Genomic DNA, 13,838 nt, shown 5'->3' with positions numbered 1-13,838 from the left:
AGCCCCGCAGACCTCGACTGGGTTGCCCAGGAACTCAACGACCGACCGCGCAAAAGACTAGAGTTCAAGAAACCGATCGAACTGATCGAAAACCTCCTGTTGCAATGACCGCCTGAATCCGCCGATCCCTCACCGGACATCTCTCACTCGTCCTTCTCAGCTTCAGCATGACTGTGCAATGAGGGGGTCGGCCCGCCCGTCTGCTCCGGCACGTCGAGGGGCTAGGAGGGGACGATCGAGGCCTCTTCCACGGATAGGAGTCGGGCGTAGTTCAAGCACATGCTGAGGCTTTCGTTTGCAGGGACACGGGCACCGTTCAGGGAAACCGACACACCCTCGGACAGAGGCGAACTATCGGGAAGAACCAGCGACTCACCATCGAATTTTGTGCCTTCTGGAAAAACCAATGTGTAGTCATCACCGTCTTCGGCGCGGACGATAAAGCAACCAGCTCCGTCATTGCCGAGGCGTCCGGTGAGCTGTGCTTTTTCTCTCGGAGCGGACGACGGGCCAGAATGAACCACGGCCTTTTTGCCGCCATCACTGAGAAGTAACTCGGTTGGCAACTCCTGCTTCACCGAAGGAGAGACGCTGACAGTGGGAGATTCTTGGGCTGCCGCGGCGCAGGAGGCCAAGGAGAGAGCAATGACGCTCAAAGCGCCGAAGGAAAGTGCGTTCTTCATTTCTGTCCCCAATCAGAATTGTTGTGTTGCCTTAGCCTAAAGCTGTGGCGGAAACCGGGCATCAACTCGACTCTTACTGAAACGAAATTGGTAACAGGTTGTCTGTTGGAACATCTCTTCCGGTGTGATGCTGGGACGAGCAGCCAGTTGGAGCTTGAGGTCAGACGGTCAGCTTCTGCCTAGCGGACGCGAGCCTGGGCAGCGACGACGACCTCTAGCCACAGCCGCCCTGTAGAGGATCCCCTTACGGACATGCAGTGGCTGTGCAGACGGCTTTGGAAATTTTGTGCAGACGACTTCGGAAAATCACAGCGGCAACCGGATCCGCATCAATACGGGAATGCACGTTTACCCCGCACGGTAAGCATGCACGCTGAACGGGGGTCAACTGCAACTACCTGACTCCTACCGCTTGACAAGACATAGAAGCATCTACTTCACCCTCTGGATGGTCGCCCCCTCCGGGGAACTTGCCGGGACCCGCCCCGTCGACCGCCTGAAAGGCGGCCCCGCTCCCCTGCTCCGCGCGCTGGAATCCTTCCGCTGTCATTAGATTTGGCCCTTGGCCTCACCCGTAGGGTGCGTACCGTTGGCCCATGGGACTCATCTACGGCCCCGACCTGGCAGCCCTCACGCTGGCTCGCGGCGGAAGAATCCCAAGGACACGGCGCCCTGGAGGTAAACATGCGCGACTATCTAATCGGCCCGAGACGACGCAACGGCGTCGCATACCTGCAAATGGTGGCCATCACTTGCTCGACCAGCAGCTCATGAGCAATCGCGGTATTGCATTCATCCTCGAATGTGACTAGAGTCACCGGAGTCAGGGTAAGAATTGGAGACCTCCTGTTGGAGGTTCTAATCTGCCCTTTTTTTGTACCCAGAAACGGCCTCTAACATAAGGGTTTCCCGACAGAGAGGTCGGCCAATTGAGTAATTTTGTACTTCGCGGCGTGCAGGACGTTGTTTCCTATATCGATGAACGCCCCAAGATCTCCGGCCGCGCCGGATTGATCTGGTGGCTGGCTCTTGGAGGCTTGTTTCTCGACGCATTTTCCAACTCGGCATTGAGCGCTGGACTTGGACCGATGACAAAGGACCTTCAGTTGAGCGCCACCCAAGTGGCTGTCCTCACATCACTGGCGTCCTGGGTGGCGATTGCGTTCAATCCGATCGGCGGCTGGATGGCAGACAGATGGGGCCGCATCCCACCGCTCATTTTTGCCAAGGTTCTGGCGCTCGTTGGTGCCGGTCTGGCCGCGTTTGCCCCCAGCTTTGAGATGGTACTGGCGGGCCGGTTCTTCGTCGGCGCCGCCTACGGAATCGACTTCGCTATCGCCATGGCTCTGCTGGCCGAATTCACTCCGGCTAAGTTCAGAAGCCGCCTTAACACCTGGCAGGGGATCTGGTACACGGCAGTCTGCTCCAACCTGCTGCTCGCGATCCTCTTCTACAACATGGGCACCGGGGCCTCCATCTGGCGCTACGCAGTAGGTTCCGCGGGAGTCGTGGCCCTAATCATGTTTGTCGCCCAGTTTCGCTACCTAGTGGAAAGCCCCACGTGGGCGGCCCGTAAAGGGCTTCTGGAACGCGCCGCCGCGTCCATGACAAAGATCTACGGCCATCCCTTCACGGCCGCTGCGGAAGAGGACCGCACACCCATCCTGAACCAGGCCACCCGCGGCATAGCGAACGTCGCATTGATCTTCAGAGGCAGCTATCGACAGCGCACCATTCTGGCCGGAACGGTCCAGATGGCCCAATCCATCCAGTACTTCGCAGTCGGCTGGTACCTGCCAATCATCAGCTTGACACTGTTCGGGCAGGATTTCGTCGTGGCAACACTCGGCGCCCTGGTCTTCAACCTCTTCGGCATCGTGGGAGGCTTCCTCTCACCGAAAATCGGGAAATACTTTGGCCTCCGCAAAGCCTCAGCCCTCGGGTTCGGCGCAGTGTTTGTCATGCTGGTGATCATGGGCCTGTTCTATCAGAGCATGCCGATATACCTCGCCTTCCTCGTGCCCTCACTGTTCATCCTGTTCCATTCCGGAGGGCCCGGGGCCAACGGCAAGAGTCTGTCGACGCTCTCCTTCCGCAGCGAGCTGCGTGCTGGCGCCAACGGCGTCATTGGGGCGATTGGAAGCATGGGCGCCGCCCTGGGCCTGTTGGTTTTTCCCCTGTTGAAGGAGGGCTTGGGCCTAGGCCCGACCTTCTTGATTCTCTCTGCCGTTCCGCTGACCGCCTGCATCGTCTGCTCCGTAATTAAGTGGGATCCGACCCGGGCTCTCCTGAGCCCCGACGAAGAGCTGGACGCCCCGCAATTCAAGAGCGACGTCGCCCGCGTCGCGGTCCCCACGCCCTAACCCGAGGGAGCGAGCTCATGACCATTCCGGCCATCCTGGCAATAGATGAAGGAACAACGGGCACACGTGCGGCATGGGTCACGGCCGACGGGGGCGTGCACTCCCTCGAGTACCGCCACCTCACCGTTTCCAGCCCACGGGCAGGTGTTGTGGAGCAGGACGCAAATGAAATCCTGGCGAAGACCCTGGATGCCTGCCGCGCCGTGGTCGCCCGCGCCGAAAAGGCGGGCGTCCAGATCCAGGCTGTAGCCATAGCCACCCAGCGCTCGACGGCGGTGCTGTGGGACAGGCGCAGCGGCCGCGCGCTGGTGCCCGCCATGGTCTGGCAGGACAGCCGCTATGCCGAAGAGCTCGCCGCGCTGGGTAGCCTCTGGAACGAACGGCTCGTGGCTGCGGTGGGGCGGCCCACAGGCGTGCGCTCACCGTACCTTTGGGCCGCGCACCACCTCCGGGAAACCCCGGAGGTGGCCGCGGCCCACAGGGAAGGGCGGCTTGGCTTCGGAACGGTCGAAACCTGGCTCCTATGGAACATCACCATCGAGCACAGCTACTTGGCGACGGCCACCAACGTCACATCGGCGGGCGCCTACGTGCTGGCCGAACATGCCTACGAAACGGCGTGGATTCAGGCGCTGGGCTTCCCACTGGATCTGCTACCGGAACTTCGACAGGACGTTGACGCGCTGGGCCACACCGATGCGGCGAAGCTCGGCATCTCGGTGCCGATATTGGCCGCCATGGGGGACCAACATGCCGGCACCGTCGGACTCGGATGCATCAACTCTGGCCAGGCAATGTGCGTTCACGGTACCGGCAGCTTCGTTGACCTCGTCACCGGAGACATCCCGCCCCAAAAGCCTGGCCTGTACCCCGGGACTCTGACCTTAACGGGCTGGCGCCGGCAGCATCGGACTGTGTATGCGGTGGAAACCTTCACGGCCACCACCGGATCTGCGCTCGATTGGGTCTGCGAAACGCTGGGCTGGTTCAGCTCCGCCAAGAAGGTCAGCGAGCTTGCCGGCACTGTGGATGGCTCCGGCGGCATCATGTTTGTTCCTGCCTTGACCGGAATCAGGACGCCCGTCGTGGAGCCCAAGGCACGCGCTTCTCTGACCGGGTTTTCGCTGTCGAGCACCAGGGCCGAAGTGGCCTATGCCGTACTGGAAGGCATCGCTCAATCCGTAGCCAGCAGCACGGAAGCCAACGCGGAAGTCGCAGGGATAGAAGTCAGTGAGATCGTTGTCGGCGGGGGCATGTCCGGCAGCGACCCGCTCATTCAGATGCAGGCCGACCTGACAGGGATCCCGATGCGCCGCCTGCCAGGGTCGGAGGCGGCAAGCCTGCGCGGAGCCGCTTTCATGGCGGGCGCCGACGGTCTGCTGTGGGACTCGCTGCCCGGGGCCGTCTCAGTGCTGGGCCAAGGCGAGATCTTTCACCCCCGCCTCTCCGAGGACCGCAGGATGGATCGTCGCGCCGAGTGGGCCGCCCGCATTTCCGCCGAACTTGAAATGGTGCGGAACTAGGCGACCACAGCCTCAATCCGCTTCACAGACCGCACCGCCGAGCGATCGCACGGATCACCTGGCGCACCTAGAGAGACACGAATAATGATTTCCATGCCTTCACGCAAGCCCCGGGCGGAACGCGCCCACATGGTCTCCGACACGCCGCTGAGAATGGAACGGGCCGAACAAATAGACAGCCTTGACGGCGGACGCTTTGACATCATCGTAGTTGGCGGCGGCGTCACCGGCGCCTACACCGCGATGGACGCGGCCCAACGCGGGTACCGAGTGGCCCTGCTGGAGAAAGACGACTTCGCCTCCGGGACCTCTTCCAAGTCCTCCAAGATGATCCATGGGGGTCTGCGCTATATCGAACAAGGTAACCTGCCCCTTGTTCGCCACTCATTGTTGGAGCGTCAGCGCCTCCGCAAAAACGCCCAGCACCTGGTCCAGCGCCTGCCCTTCCTCTTTCCGATCCTCTCCCAGAACGGGGTCCTTGACCGCCGTCTGGCGGCCGGATTCGAAAGCCTGCTGTGGACGTACGACCTGGCCGGCGGGTGGCGCGAAGGTGTGCTCCACCAGAAGCTGACCAAGAACGAGGTTCTCTCCCATTGCCCCACCTTCAAGGCGGAGCATCTGGAGTCGGGTCTCATGTACTACGATGCACGGGCCGACGACGCCCGGCTCACCTTAGCCCTCGCCCGAACTGCAGCTTTCCACGGCGCCACCGTTCTCAACGGCGCCAAGGTCAGCGAGGTGACTCGGAACGGAGACAAGGTCAGCGGCGTCATCGTCGAAGTCGGTGGCCGGGAAATCCGTGCCGAGGCAGGCGTCGTCGTCGTTGCCACCGGGGTGTGGCTTCGTGACTGGACCGGCGCCGGCCGCGGCGCCGACGCGCCAAGCATCCGTCCCGCCAAGGGTGTACACATAGCCGTCCCCTGGACCAAAATCCGCAACGACTGCACGGTCACCATCCCAGTTCCCGGACGCAACCGTCGAGCCACCATCACTCGTTGGGGGGATACCGCCTACCTCGGCACCACGGACGAGGATTACGACGGCGACCTCGATGATGTGAACTGCACCCGCGAGGAAATGGACTTCCTGCTCGACGGCGCGCGCACCGCCCTGAACATCGACATCGAAGCGGAGGACGTCCTGGGCAGCATCGGAGGCTGCAGACCCCTGGTCGCTCCCCCGGGCGGCAAAACTATCGAGGTCAAACGTAATCACGAGATCCGCACTGACCCGGACGGGCTCGTCACGGTGGTCGGCGGCAAACTGACCACCTCCCGTCACATGGCGGAACAAACCGTGGACGCTGCCCAAAAGGTCCTGGGTAAGCATCGTCGCTGCCGGACCAAGAACGCACACCTGCTGGGGGCGGCCGGGTACGATGCCGAGGCGATCACCGCCTCTGGCGGCTTGGCCTCCCATTTGGGAGAGCGCTACGGCACGGAAGCACGCTTCGTCACGGACATTCTGGCGGAGGACCCATCGCTGAACACTCCAATTGTCGAAGGCCTGCCTTATCTTGAGGCCGAAGTCGTGTATTCCGCCCGGCACGAGATGGCCCGCAGCGTCGATGACATTCTGTCGCGACGGACCCGGTCCCGCATCATGGCCAGGGACGCCTCCTCCGCCGCCGCCGCCCGTGTGGGCGAATTGCTGATGAAAGAACTTGATCTGTCGGCAACCGAAATTGAGCGTCAAGTGGCCACGTATCGAAACCAAACTGCGCACGAACGCGCCATCCTGATGGGAGTTAAGTAGAAATGATTAGCAAGGAAGCAGTAAAACGCGGCTACAACCGGGGCAACTACACCGTCGGTGCACCCACCCAGCCCCGGTTCGCTCGGAGCCTTGGAGCCGTCTCCGGCGAGCCGACCTTCTCCGCCAACCCTGTAACCGTCCCGGCGGAAACTATCAGACGGCTGGAGGCCCTGGCGGACCGAGTGGTCGTCGATCCCACGCTCGTTCGGGACGGTACCCGCGACTGGTGGGCCGGGACCATGATCTCCGAGACCGGAGGACGGCCGGTCACGCCCGGCGCCGTAATTGTGCATATCTCCAGCACGGAACAGGTGCAGCAGGTAATGCGGGTCGCCCACGCGGCGAACATCCCGGTCACCGTCTCAGCCGGGCGCAGCAACGTCACGGGATCTGCGCTTCCCATCAGCGGGGGTATCGTGCTGGACGTCTGCGGCCTTGATAAGTTCACCTCATACGACGAGGAAAGCCAGCTCGTGGAAGTGGAAGCTGGCGTTTTTGGTGACATCTTCGAGGAGCGAATCCAGGCCGACTACGGCATGACACTTGGGCACTGGCCCTCCTCCTATGCCATCAGTACAGTGGGCGGCTGGGTGGCGTGCCGAGGCGCCGGCCAGCTCTCGACCCGCTACGGCAAGATCGAGGACATGGTCCATGGGCTAGATGTCGTTCTGGCCAACGGCGACCTCGTGACCGTCGGCAACGGCACCCGTGCCGCGGTCGGCCCCGACCTTCTCCAACTCTTTATTGGTTCCGAGGGCACCCTCGGGGTCATTACGAAGGTCCGCTTCAAATTGCACCGACTACCGGACCACGGCCGCGCCATCGCCTACGGGTTCGCTACTTTTGCGGAAGGCCTCAAAGCCTGCCGGCAGATCATGCAGCAGGGTGCCACCCCCGCGGCTCTGCGCCTGTATGACGAGCTTGAAAGCGGCCTGCAGTTTGGTCTGCCGAAAACCAACGTTCTGCTCGTCGCCGATGAGGGCCCGAAGGAGATAGTGGAGGCAGGGCTAACCATCAGCGAAGGAGTATGCGCGGCTAGTGCTGTGAAGCTTGACGGCGACGCCATCTTCGAAAGATGGCTGGACACGCGATACCTGACAGGCAAGAGCGCTGAAGGGTTCACGCCCAGCCCCGGTCTCGTGGCGGACACTTTGGAAATGATCGGAGCCTGGAAAGACTTGCCTGCCATCTATGACGAGGTGGTCGCGGCAATTAACGCCGTACCCGGTACCTTGGCTGGTTCCGCTCACCAGTCGCATGCTTACCTGGACGGCGCTTGCCTTTACTTCTCGTTGCGCGGAGATGTGGCTGTAGACGAGAGAGCGCGATGGTACCGGGCTGCCTGGGATGCGGCCAACGAGGTTATACTCCGGCACGGGGCCACCCTCAGCCACCACCATGGCGTTGGACTCCTGCGTGCGCCGTACATGGCAGAGTCTTTGGGTAACGGATTTGATGTACTCCGCACAATCAAGGCTGCGCTTGATCCCAAGAATCTACTTAACCCGGGCAAGATGGGACTGTAGTTCTCCACTACGGCAGCCCCGCTATCCACTATCCCTTGACGACGACACGAGTTCTCTAAAATGATTGATTTTCCTCATGATCTGGACATGAAACTCACCAGAAATCCGGTGATCGCCTCAGTCTTCGGCGCGGGATCTGTGGCCGGGTTCCTAGACTCCGGCTGCCAGCTCTGCATCCTGGCCCACGTGTCACTGCATGAGCTGGAGGGTCTGCTTCATCAATTAGACCGAGTGGGAAAATTCACCTTCGTCAACATGGATGCCTGTTCCGGGCTAGGCCAGGACCGGGGTGCGGTGGAATACCTGAAAAAGATAGGCATCCAGGGCGTTGTCAGCACCAAGACAGCCATGATCCAGCGCGCCAACAGCCTGAACATGGTGACCATGCAAAAAGTCTTCGTGACGGATCGATCCAATCTTCCCCGCAGCGCAGCCGCGCTGGAACAGAGTAGACCCCATCTCGTGCAGGTGATGCCCTGGCCCGTGATCGCCCACCTGACAGAGGGCGAGAAGCGCAGCCTTTCGCCCTTCATCGCCGCCGGTTTCATCCGTACCGAGTCAGACGTAGCCACGGCGCTGAGGGCAGGCGCCAAAGGCGTCTCCACCAGCGCCAATGAACTATGGGATCAAGCCGGCCATCAGCCAAGCTAACCAGTCCACTCAGAAAGAGGACCATGGCCAAGAGATACCTACAGGTAATTGCCCACTATCGCGCTAAGCCAGAAGAAGTGGAAACAGTTTCAGGACTGCTCCACGAACTTTCCACGGCCAGCCGAACGGAGGCGGCCAACATTTCCTACGAGTACTTTCAGGGGGTCCAAGACAAGGCGCACTTCGTCATCCTCGAACGCTACCGTGACGCAGATGGCTTCGCCGCACATCGCGCTCAGGACCACTTCAAGGCCATCGGCCTCGGACAGATCATCCCCAGACTCGAAAGCCGGCAGATTGAGAGCTACGAGGGCCCCCTCGACGATTGAACGGCCGCAGTTTCCCCAGGACTCCGGAAGTTCTCGGTGCGCTCCCGATCCGGGAAAGATAAGGCCGGTGGGCAGGTTCACGTGGTGATCGACTCGTTTAGCCGCGGCACCGGTCGAGTCACGGATCTGATTCCTGGCCGATCCGGACGGCCGGATGACGCCATCGGTGGAAGAGGTGATCGACGGGCTGATTCGCAAACGCTATCAGGAGCAGCAGCAGCTTTGCCTGGCGGCGGTTCACGGCGACATAGTCCGCGCGGGTTCGGAGGAGGGAGTGCTTGCCCCGGCGCCTTCGTTGAAGGAGGCCTGCCAAAATCAATCAGAGGACGCCCCGTAGACGTGGCCGCAACCCGGGATCTTCCACCACTCCGTTTCATTCCGCTCTTGCCCGGCCCGCGGGAGCGGGATTACATGTTCGAAGTAACTTCACATCACCTCAAAAGATCGAAATAGGCCGTATCTGTATTCCAAGCTATTGGATGCAGTAGCGTGCCAACTGCGGGATTTAGCGCACTGTACATCATGCCGTCCCCCGCATAAATGCCAACGTGTCCCCAATCGGCTGGCCCTTGTGCGTTCTGGACCACCAGGTCCCCCGGCTGCGGATTGTCGGTCCGAGTACCGGCCCTCCATTGATCCACTCGCGGCAGATTGACCCCGGCCTGGCTGTAGATCCACTGGACGTAACCGGAACAGTCCCAGGCTTTGAAAGCCGTCCCGCCCCACACGTAGGCACCGCCGACTCCTTCCTGGGTAAACCGCAGGATGTCTTTGCGGATTTCGCTCAAATTTGTGGGAACAACCGGGTCCGTCGGGGAATGCAGCGCATCGGAGCACCTGGCCGGTGTTATCCCGCCGTCGAGCGCCTCAACGATGGCCGTCGCGTCAGCCTCCCACCGCGCGTACAACTCCGGGAACGCCGACACCTGGACGGCTTGCGCAGCTTCGCCTTTGTTCATGGATTGCCAACCGCGAATATCTAATAGCCCGGGTGGGCTGCCATGGTTGGGGCCGGCAGGTCCGCCGTAAAAGGCTCGCACGTTGTACTTGGGATCCATCAACTGTTCAACGGTCCCCCAGCCGGCCGCCGGGCGCTGTTGGGCGGTGCCGAGGGAATCGTGGTCGCTGCCGAGGCCGTCATGCGGGTACTGGAGCGAGGCTGGTACGTTCACGTTGGCGAGGACTCTGAGGCTGGATTCCTGCAGAGCCATCATGATTGCGATGATCTGGCCGTCCCGGGGGACCCCCAATTGCTGGCCGATCGAAACGTAGTCCGCCGCGACGGTCATTTGCCTGGCGGTCACACTGACCGGGGCCAGGCTGCTCACGCGGATTCTCAAGGCGCCAGTTTCGATGGCGCCGGGCTGGCCAGCAGTGCCACTCTGCGAGCAGACGGGCGGGGTGTCGGCCGCGCTCGCGCCGAGCACCGCCACGGCTGCGCTAAACGCAATGGAACCCACCAAGATCAAGATTGAGGCCGCGGCCAGCGAAAGCCGCAAAATGGCCCGGCGCTTGACCAGCCCAGCAAACACGATGGCGGCCGGCATCAATAGACGATCCTGCTCGGTGTGGCGTAAAAACCGACCATGACGCAATGATCCGTCGGGGCCGTAACAGCCGGCGGGCAGTTCACCATGACGCTGACAGGTGCCGTGTAGGTATTGCGAACAGAAATTGATTGATCCAGGACGTCGACCGAGACTGTGCACACATGCAGTCCCTCCCATGGCGCCGGCCGCTCCCGAACCCTGGCCAGCTCGCTGTCGCAGTGCAGGGATTCGACCGCGGCCGAACGGTGCGCCTGCTGATCAGCCAAAGTCGCATAGCTTCCCGCGTTGACCCCGGTCGCTTCGAACTCCTGCACCAACACTGCCAAGGGATTGGACCCGTCCGGCAGCACGTCCCACCAGCCGCGGAGCCGTGAGTAGACCTCCGAGTAGGACGACGTTCGCGTGTCCCAGGTGTAGATCGCCGTCGCCGCCGCGGCGGCGAGCTGGCGGAAGTCAGCAGTCAGGGGTGCGCCCTCCGGATCGGCAATCACAACGTCGGGAGCCACCGTGGGAGTTTGTGCCTTCGTCCCGGGGGAAGCGTTCGCCGGGCTCTGAGGGATCGGCGTCGTCGACGGCCCTGCAACCGGAGCCTCTGCGGGCGTGCGCGACGGCCGCGTGAGAGCGATGAGCGCCGTGACCACAACCAAGAGGGCGATTGCGACGATCCACCATCGACGCCGGCTGCTTGGGCCGGGTAGCGCGTTTTTCGGAAAGACGTACATTCGGGCCTCCTTCTCGCCTGTTCATGGCGAGAGGACAGGTCCACAACATGACTCAGTAGGCAGTCCGCGTCCCGGCCTGGAGAATCCTCCATGCGGTTTGATACAGCCGGCGTGCGAAGCCGATCTGGACAGCCAGATAGCGTTCGGTGACTCCCAACTGGGCCGCCAAAGCTTCCAGCGCCCTCTTCCGTTCGGGTCCTCGTAGTCCGGGGCGAACGATACTTTCAGCTGTTCTGCGGAGTACCGGCGTGGGCAGGCACTCTGCTGCGCGCTGGCATACGTCTCCGATATTGCTAATGGCCGCCTGCTCAACGTCCAGGGCATTTCGAACAGTTTTCGCCGTCTGGCGAACCACGGTCACCGCGTGCCAGCGCCGGCGGTCCTGTGGCGACGGCGGACCATAGTGTCGCCGCCCGGTGAGACTGTCCACGGCAAGATCCCAAACTCCTGGCGGCACGCTGGCCCGGGTCAACTCAATGACCATTCGCGCCCATTGTTGGTCAATAATCTGCTCGGCACTTTGACCTCCACCCCGGTCCATGCCCAGCAACACCAGAGGAGCAAATGCCGCCGGCCCGTCGGCATTCCCTGGTTCCATGATCAGCGGGAGTGTCTGATGGCTCAGCTCCCGACGGGTGTGCGCGGCGCACACGTTCGCGCACACGCCCTGAACCCACGCACCAAAGGGAATACCGGGGAGCTGGCGGTAATGCCCCCGGGTCACCCCATCCCACACCGCGACCCGGATGTCCTGCATAACGTCGTCCACATCGCAGGCCCGGCCGATCCGCGAGAGATGCGAAACCACGTACCGCTGAACGCCGTCGACGGCGATCATGATTTGATCTACCGGAATGGCAACCGCGGCGGACTCCGGCGCACCGCGCAGGGAGATGTCGATACTTCCTACACTTGGCTGATCTTGTGGGGCCTGATTCAACCTGGCTTCGACTCGCATGGTCTTCACCGCTTCGACTAAACGATTCCAATAAGTCCGGCACCGGCACGACCGGCGCCCTAAGAGTGGCAGCGAAAGCCAAGGCCGACCACTACGACAGGAAAGCTATACAAACTATTCTCAAAGATAATTAAAGTATCGTCAAGACTGCGGGTCTTACTTTTCGGGGATCGTTCGGTGAGAATGGTTCCATGCCCAGGATCACGCAGCCTCGCGACGAAGCCTGGTCGAACGACGTCGAGGCCGCTGTCGCGACATTTGGCAACAGATCACGGAACGAGATCCTCCGCTACCTTTCCGCGCACGGTCCGGCGACCCGCGGTGACATCGTGGCAGCAGTGAGCGCCGGCGAGCCGAGCGTAGCCAAGCACCTGCTTGCACTTGAGGAGACCGGCGCTATCGCGGTGGACCTTGAGCCGGGCCGGCGGCATGGCCGCTCGCCGCGGTATTCAGCCAACCCTGCACGGATCAAGGAGTTGCTGGCGGCTCATCTTCAGTATCTTCTGGAGGATTAGCGGCTGCCTCTTCCGCCCCAGGATGGCGATCAATGTCCTTGTTGAGGTATTCAGAGATAGCCCTTAGCGTCTCCGGAGAAACATCACCCAGCGTCCGCGCCGCAAAGGTCTTCACCCTGGCCGCGCGGAGCGACTTCACAAACTCGAGTTGCGAATCGATCCGCTCGGGCAAGTCGGCGCTGTCGCCGATCAGGTACGACGGGTCAACGTTAAAGATGTTGCACAGCTCGGCCAATAGCGCCGAATCGCTGACCAGACGACCAGTCCCCTCTTTCATGTAGAACCAGCGCGCGCGGGACAATTTGATGCCCCTGGCCTCGAGTTCGGCCTGGACCTCGCGAAACGTTACGGGCTTCCCACGTTCGGCAACCACGACGTCGAGCAACAGATTCAGACGACGAGCCAGCTGGGCCTGGGGAGACAACATGTCACCGCGGCCTGCCTCGTCCATCCGTACTGCCCACCCCTCGATCTGATGCGGGGCCGGCAACCCGGTCAGGCGCTACGACTCCCTTTCGCCCCAGTATTGCCTGAGTCGTCCGGCGCGGCAATCAACCGCTTCAACCAGTTGAGGATTCATTTGCTCACTCTGGTCTATCCAACATGACCTCAACCGGAGTAGCCTGCTGCTGTAGACCCGTCTACAGCAGCAGTCCTTCACCATTCCCCGGGTTGTGGTCCCCATGTCGAGCATTTTGATGAACCGAACACGAAGCCGAATTATCCGGTTCCTACTCAGGAACGGGCCCTCAACCTGCGGCCAGATCGGCATGGGAATCGGCGCCTCGCCCTCGGCCATTCGCAGGCAACTCGGCTTGCTCACCGATGCCGGGCTGGTACAGCGCTCATCGGCTCAGTTCAGTGCCTCAGCCGAGCAGGTGCAGCTCCACGCCGCGGCCTTCGAAGCGAGTTTCCAGGTCACCGTCATGCCGCCGTGATTTCCGGCGTACATGGACGGGGACAGGACTCGCGCCAGCGGTCCTCGCCGCATATCCACGAAGGGATCGGACAGGGGCATGAAACTTGAATTCTTCGAACCAGCCGAGGCTGCCACCGTCCTCAAATGTTCAGAGGCCTGGCTTAGGGACGGAGCTGCCAAGGGTGAGTTCCCGCACGCCGTCTGGGGCAAGGGGAAGATAGTCTTCACGTCGGTTCATCTCCGGGAGATTGCAGAGCTACGTGAAGTCCGAACCAGTGGACCTGCGCCGCAGTCCGTCCGCATGATCGGGACGCGGGCACAGGCCCGCCAGAAGTACTCCTAGG

14 protein-coding genes and 1 pseudogene are annotated in these 13,838 nt (G+C 61.8%); 10 read left to right on the top strand and 5 right to left on the bottom strand.

All coding sequences use genetic code 11. The features are described 5' to 3' along the window. Positions 1 to 108, top strand: a pseudogene (locus QMG72_RS17855) (IS30 family transposase); the annotation flags it as partial. A 113-nt stretch (positions 109 to 221) separates the two neighbouring features. Here QMG72_RS17855 and QMG72_RS12770 read toward each other — a convergent pair. Beyond that, entirely contained in the window at positions 222 to 683 is a 462-nt protein-coding gene (locus QMG72_RS12770) for a hypothetical protein (protein ID WP_283480700.1), read from the bottom strand. Between the two features lie 929 nt (positions 684 to 1,612). Here QMG72_RS12770 and QMG72_RS12765 point away from each other — a divergent pair. The 6 genes from QMG72_RS12765 to QMG72_RS12740 all read left to right on the top strand — a co-directional run bounded on the left by QMG72_RS12765 (position 1,613) and on the right by QMG72_RS12740 (position 8,830). Then, positions 1,613 to 3,046, top strand: a complete 1,434-nt coding sequence (locus tag QMG72_RS12765) for an MFS transporter (RefSeq protein ID WP_283480699.1) — start codon at positions 1,613 to 1,615, stop codon at positions 3,044 to 3,046. A 17-nt stretch (positions 3,047 to 3,063) separates the two neighbouring features. Next, a complete protein-coding gene (locus QMG72_RS12760; RefSeq protein WP_283480698.1) occupies positions 3,064 to 4,569 on the top strand; it encodes an FGGY family carbohydrate kinase in 1,506 nt (501 codons plus the stop codon). 93 nt (positions 4,570 to 4,662) lie between these two features. Further along, on the top strand, positions 4,663 to 6,324 hold the full coding sequence (locus QMG72_RS12755) for a glycerol-3-phosphate dehydrogenase/oxidase (protein ID WP_283480697.1): 1,662 nt from the start codon (positions 4,663 to 4,665) through the stop codon (positions 6,322 to 6,324). 2 nt (positions 6,325 to 6,326) lie between these two features. After that, a complete protein-coding gene (locus QMG72_RS12750) occupies positions 6,327 to 7,850 on the top strand; it encodes an FAD-binding oxidoreductase (RefSeq protein ID WP_283480696.1) in 1,524 nt (507 codons plus the stop codon). An 87-nt stretch (positions 7,851 to 7,937) separates the two neighbouring features. Further along, positions 7,938 to 8,501 carry a glycerol-3-phosphate responsive antiterminator gene (locus QMG72_RS12745; protein ID WP_283480695.1) on the top strand — a complete coding sequence of 188 codons (564 nt, stop codon included), beginning with the start codon at positions 7,938 to 7,940 and terminating at the stop codon, positions 8,499 to 8,501. Continuing rightward, positions 8,471 to 8,830: a putative quinol monooxygenase gene (locus tag QMG72_RS12740; protein ID WP_349359456.1), complete on the top strand. Its 360-nt coding sequence runs from the start codon at positions 8,471 to 8,473 to the stop codon at positions 8,828 to 8,830. Before QMG72_RS12745 ends, QMG72_RS12740 begins: the two co-directional genes overlap by 31 nt. 431 nt (positions 8,831 to 9,261) lie before the next feature. Here QMG72_RS12740 and QMG72_RS12735 read toward each other — a convergent pair whose 3' ends face one another. The 3 genes from QMG72_RS12735 to QMG72_RS12725 are packed head-to-tail and all read right to left on the bottom strand — an operon-like array spanning position 9,262 to position 12,069. After that, positions 9,262 to 10,377 carry a C40 family peptidase gene (locus QMG72_RS12735; RefSeq protein WP_283480692.1) on the bottom strand — a complete coding sequence of 372 codons (1,116 nt, stop codon included), beginning with the start codon at positions 10,375 to 10,377 and terminating at the stop codon, positions 9,262 to 9,264. Next, positions 10,377 to 11,102, bottom strand: coding sequence for a hypothetical protein (locus QMG72_RS12730; RefSeq protein ID WP_283480691.1), 726 nt, complete (start codon positions 11,100 to 11,102; stop codon positions 10,377 to 10,379). The genes QMG72_RS12735 and QMG72_RS12730 overlap by 1 nt, the downstream gene beginning before the upstream one ends. A gap of 52 nt (positions 11,103 to 11,154) precedes the next feature. After that, positions 11,155 to 12,069, bottom strand: coding sequence for an RNA polymerase sigma factor (locus QMG72_RS12725; RefSeq protein WP_283480690.1), 915 nt, complete (start codon positions 12,067 to 12,069; stop codon positions 11,155 to 11,157). A 182-nt stretch (positions 12,070 to 12,251) separates the two neighbouring features. Between QMG72_RS12725 and QMG72_RS12720 the strand changes: the two genes are divergently transcribed. Further along, entirely contained in the window at positions 12,252 to 12,575 is a 324-nt protein-coding gene (locus QMG72_RS12720) for an ArsR/SmtB family transcription factor (protein ID WP_283480689.1), read from the top strand. Here QMG72_RS12720 and QMG72_RS12715 read toward each other — a convergent pair. Then, positions 12,529 to 13,026, bottom strand: coding sequence for a hypothetical protein (locus tag QMG72_RS12715; protein ID WP_283480688.1), 498 nt, complete (start codon positions 13,024 to 13,026; stop codon positions 12,529 to 12,531). The genes QMG72_RS12720 and QMG72_RS12715 overlap by 47 nt on opposite strands. A 247-nt stretch (positions 13,027 to 13,273) precedes the next feature. On the opposite strand from QMG72_RS12715, the gene QMG72_RS12710 reads away from it, so the two are divergent. Then, positions 13,274 to 13,513: a winged helix-turn-helix domain-containing protein gene (locus tag QMG72_RS12710; protein ID WP_283480687.1), complete on the top strand. Its 240-nt coding sequence runs from the start codon at positions 13,274 to 13,276 to the stop codon at positions 13,511 to 13,513. Between the two features lie 78 nt (positions 13,514 to 13,591). After that, positions 13,592 to 13,837 (top strand): hypothetical protein, encoded by a 246-nt coding sequence (locus QMG72_RS12705; protein WP_283480685.1) that lies wholly within the window; start codon positions 13,592 to 13,594, stop codon positions 13,835 to 13,837. Position 13,838: the final 1 nt, after the last annotated feature.

The organism is Pseudarthrobacter sp. PH31-O2 (genome assembly GCF_030063265.1).
In the GTDB taxonomy this organism is placed as follows: domain Bacteria; phylum Actinomycetota; class Actinomycetes; order Actinomycetales; family Micrococcaceae; genus Arthrobacter.
Note: the sequence above shows the minus strand (reverse complement) of the source record. Positions and strands in the feature narration are given on the sequence as shown.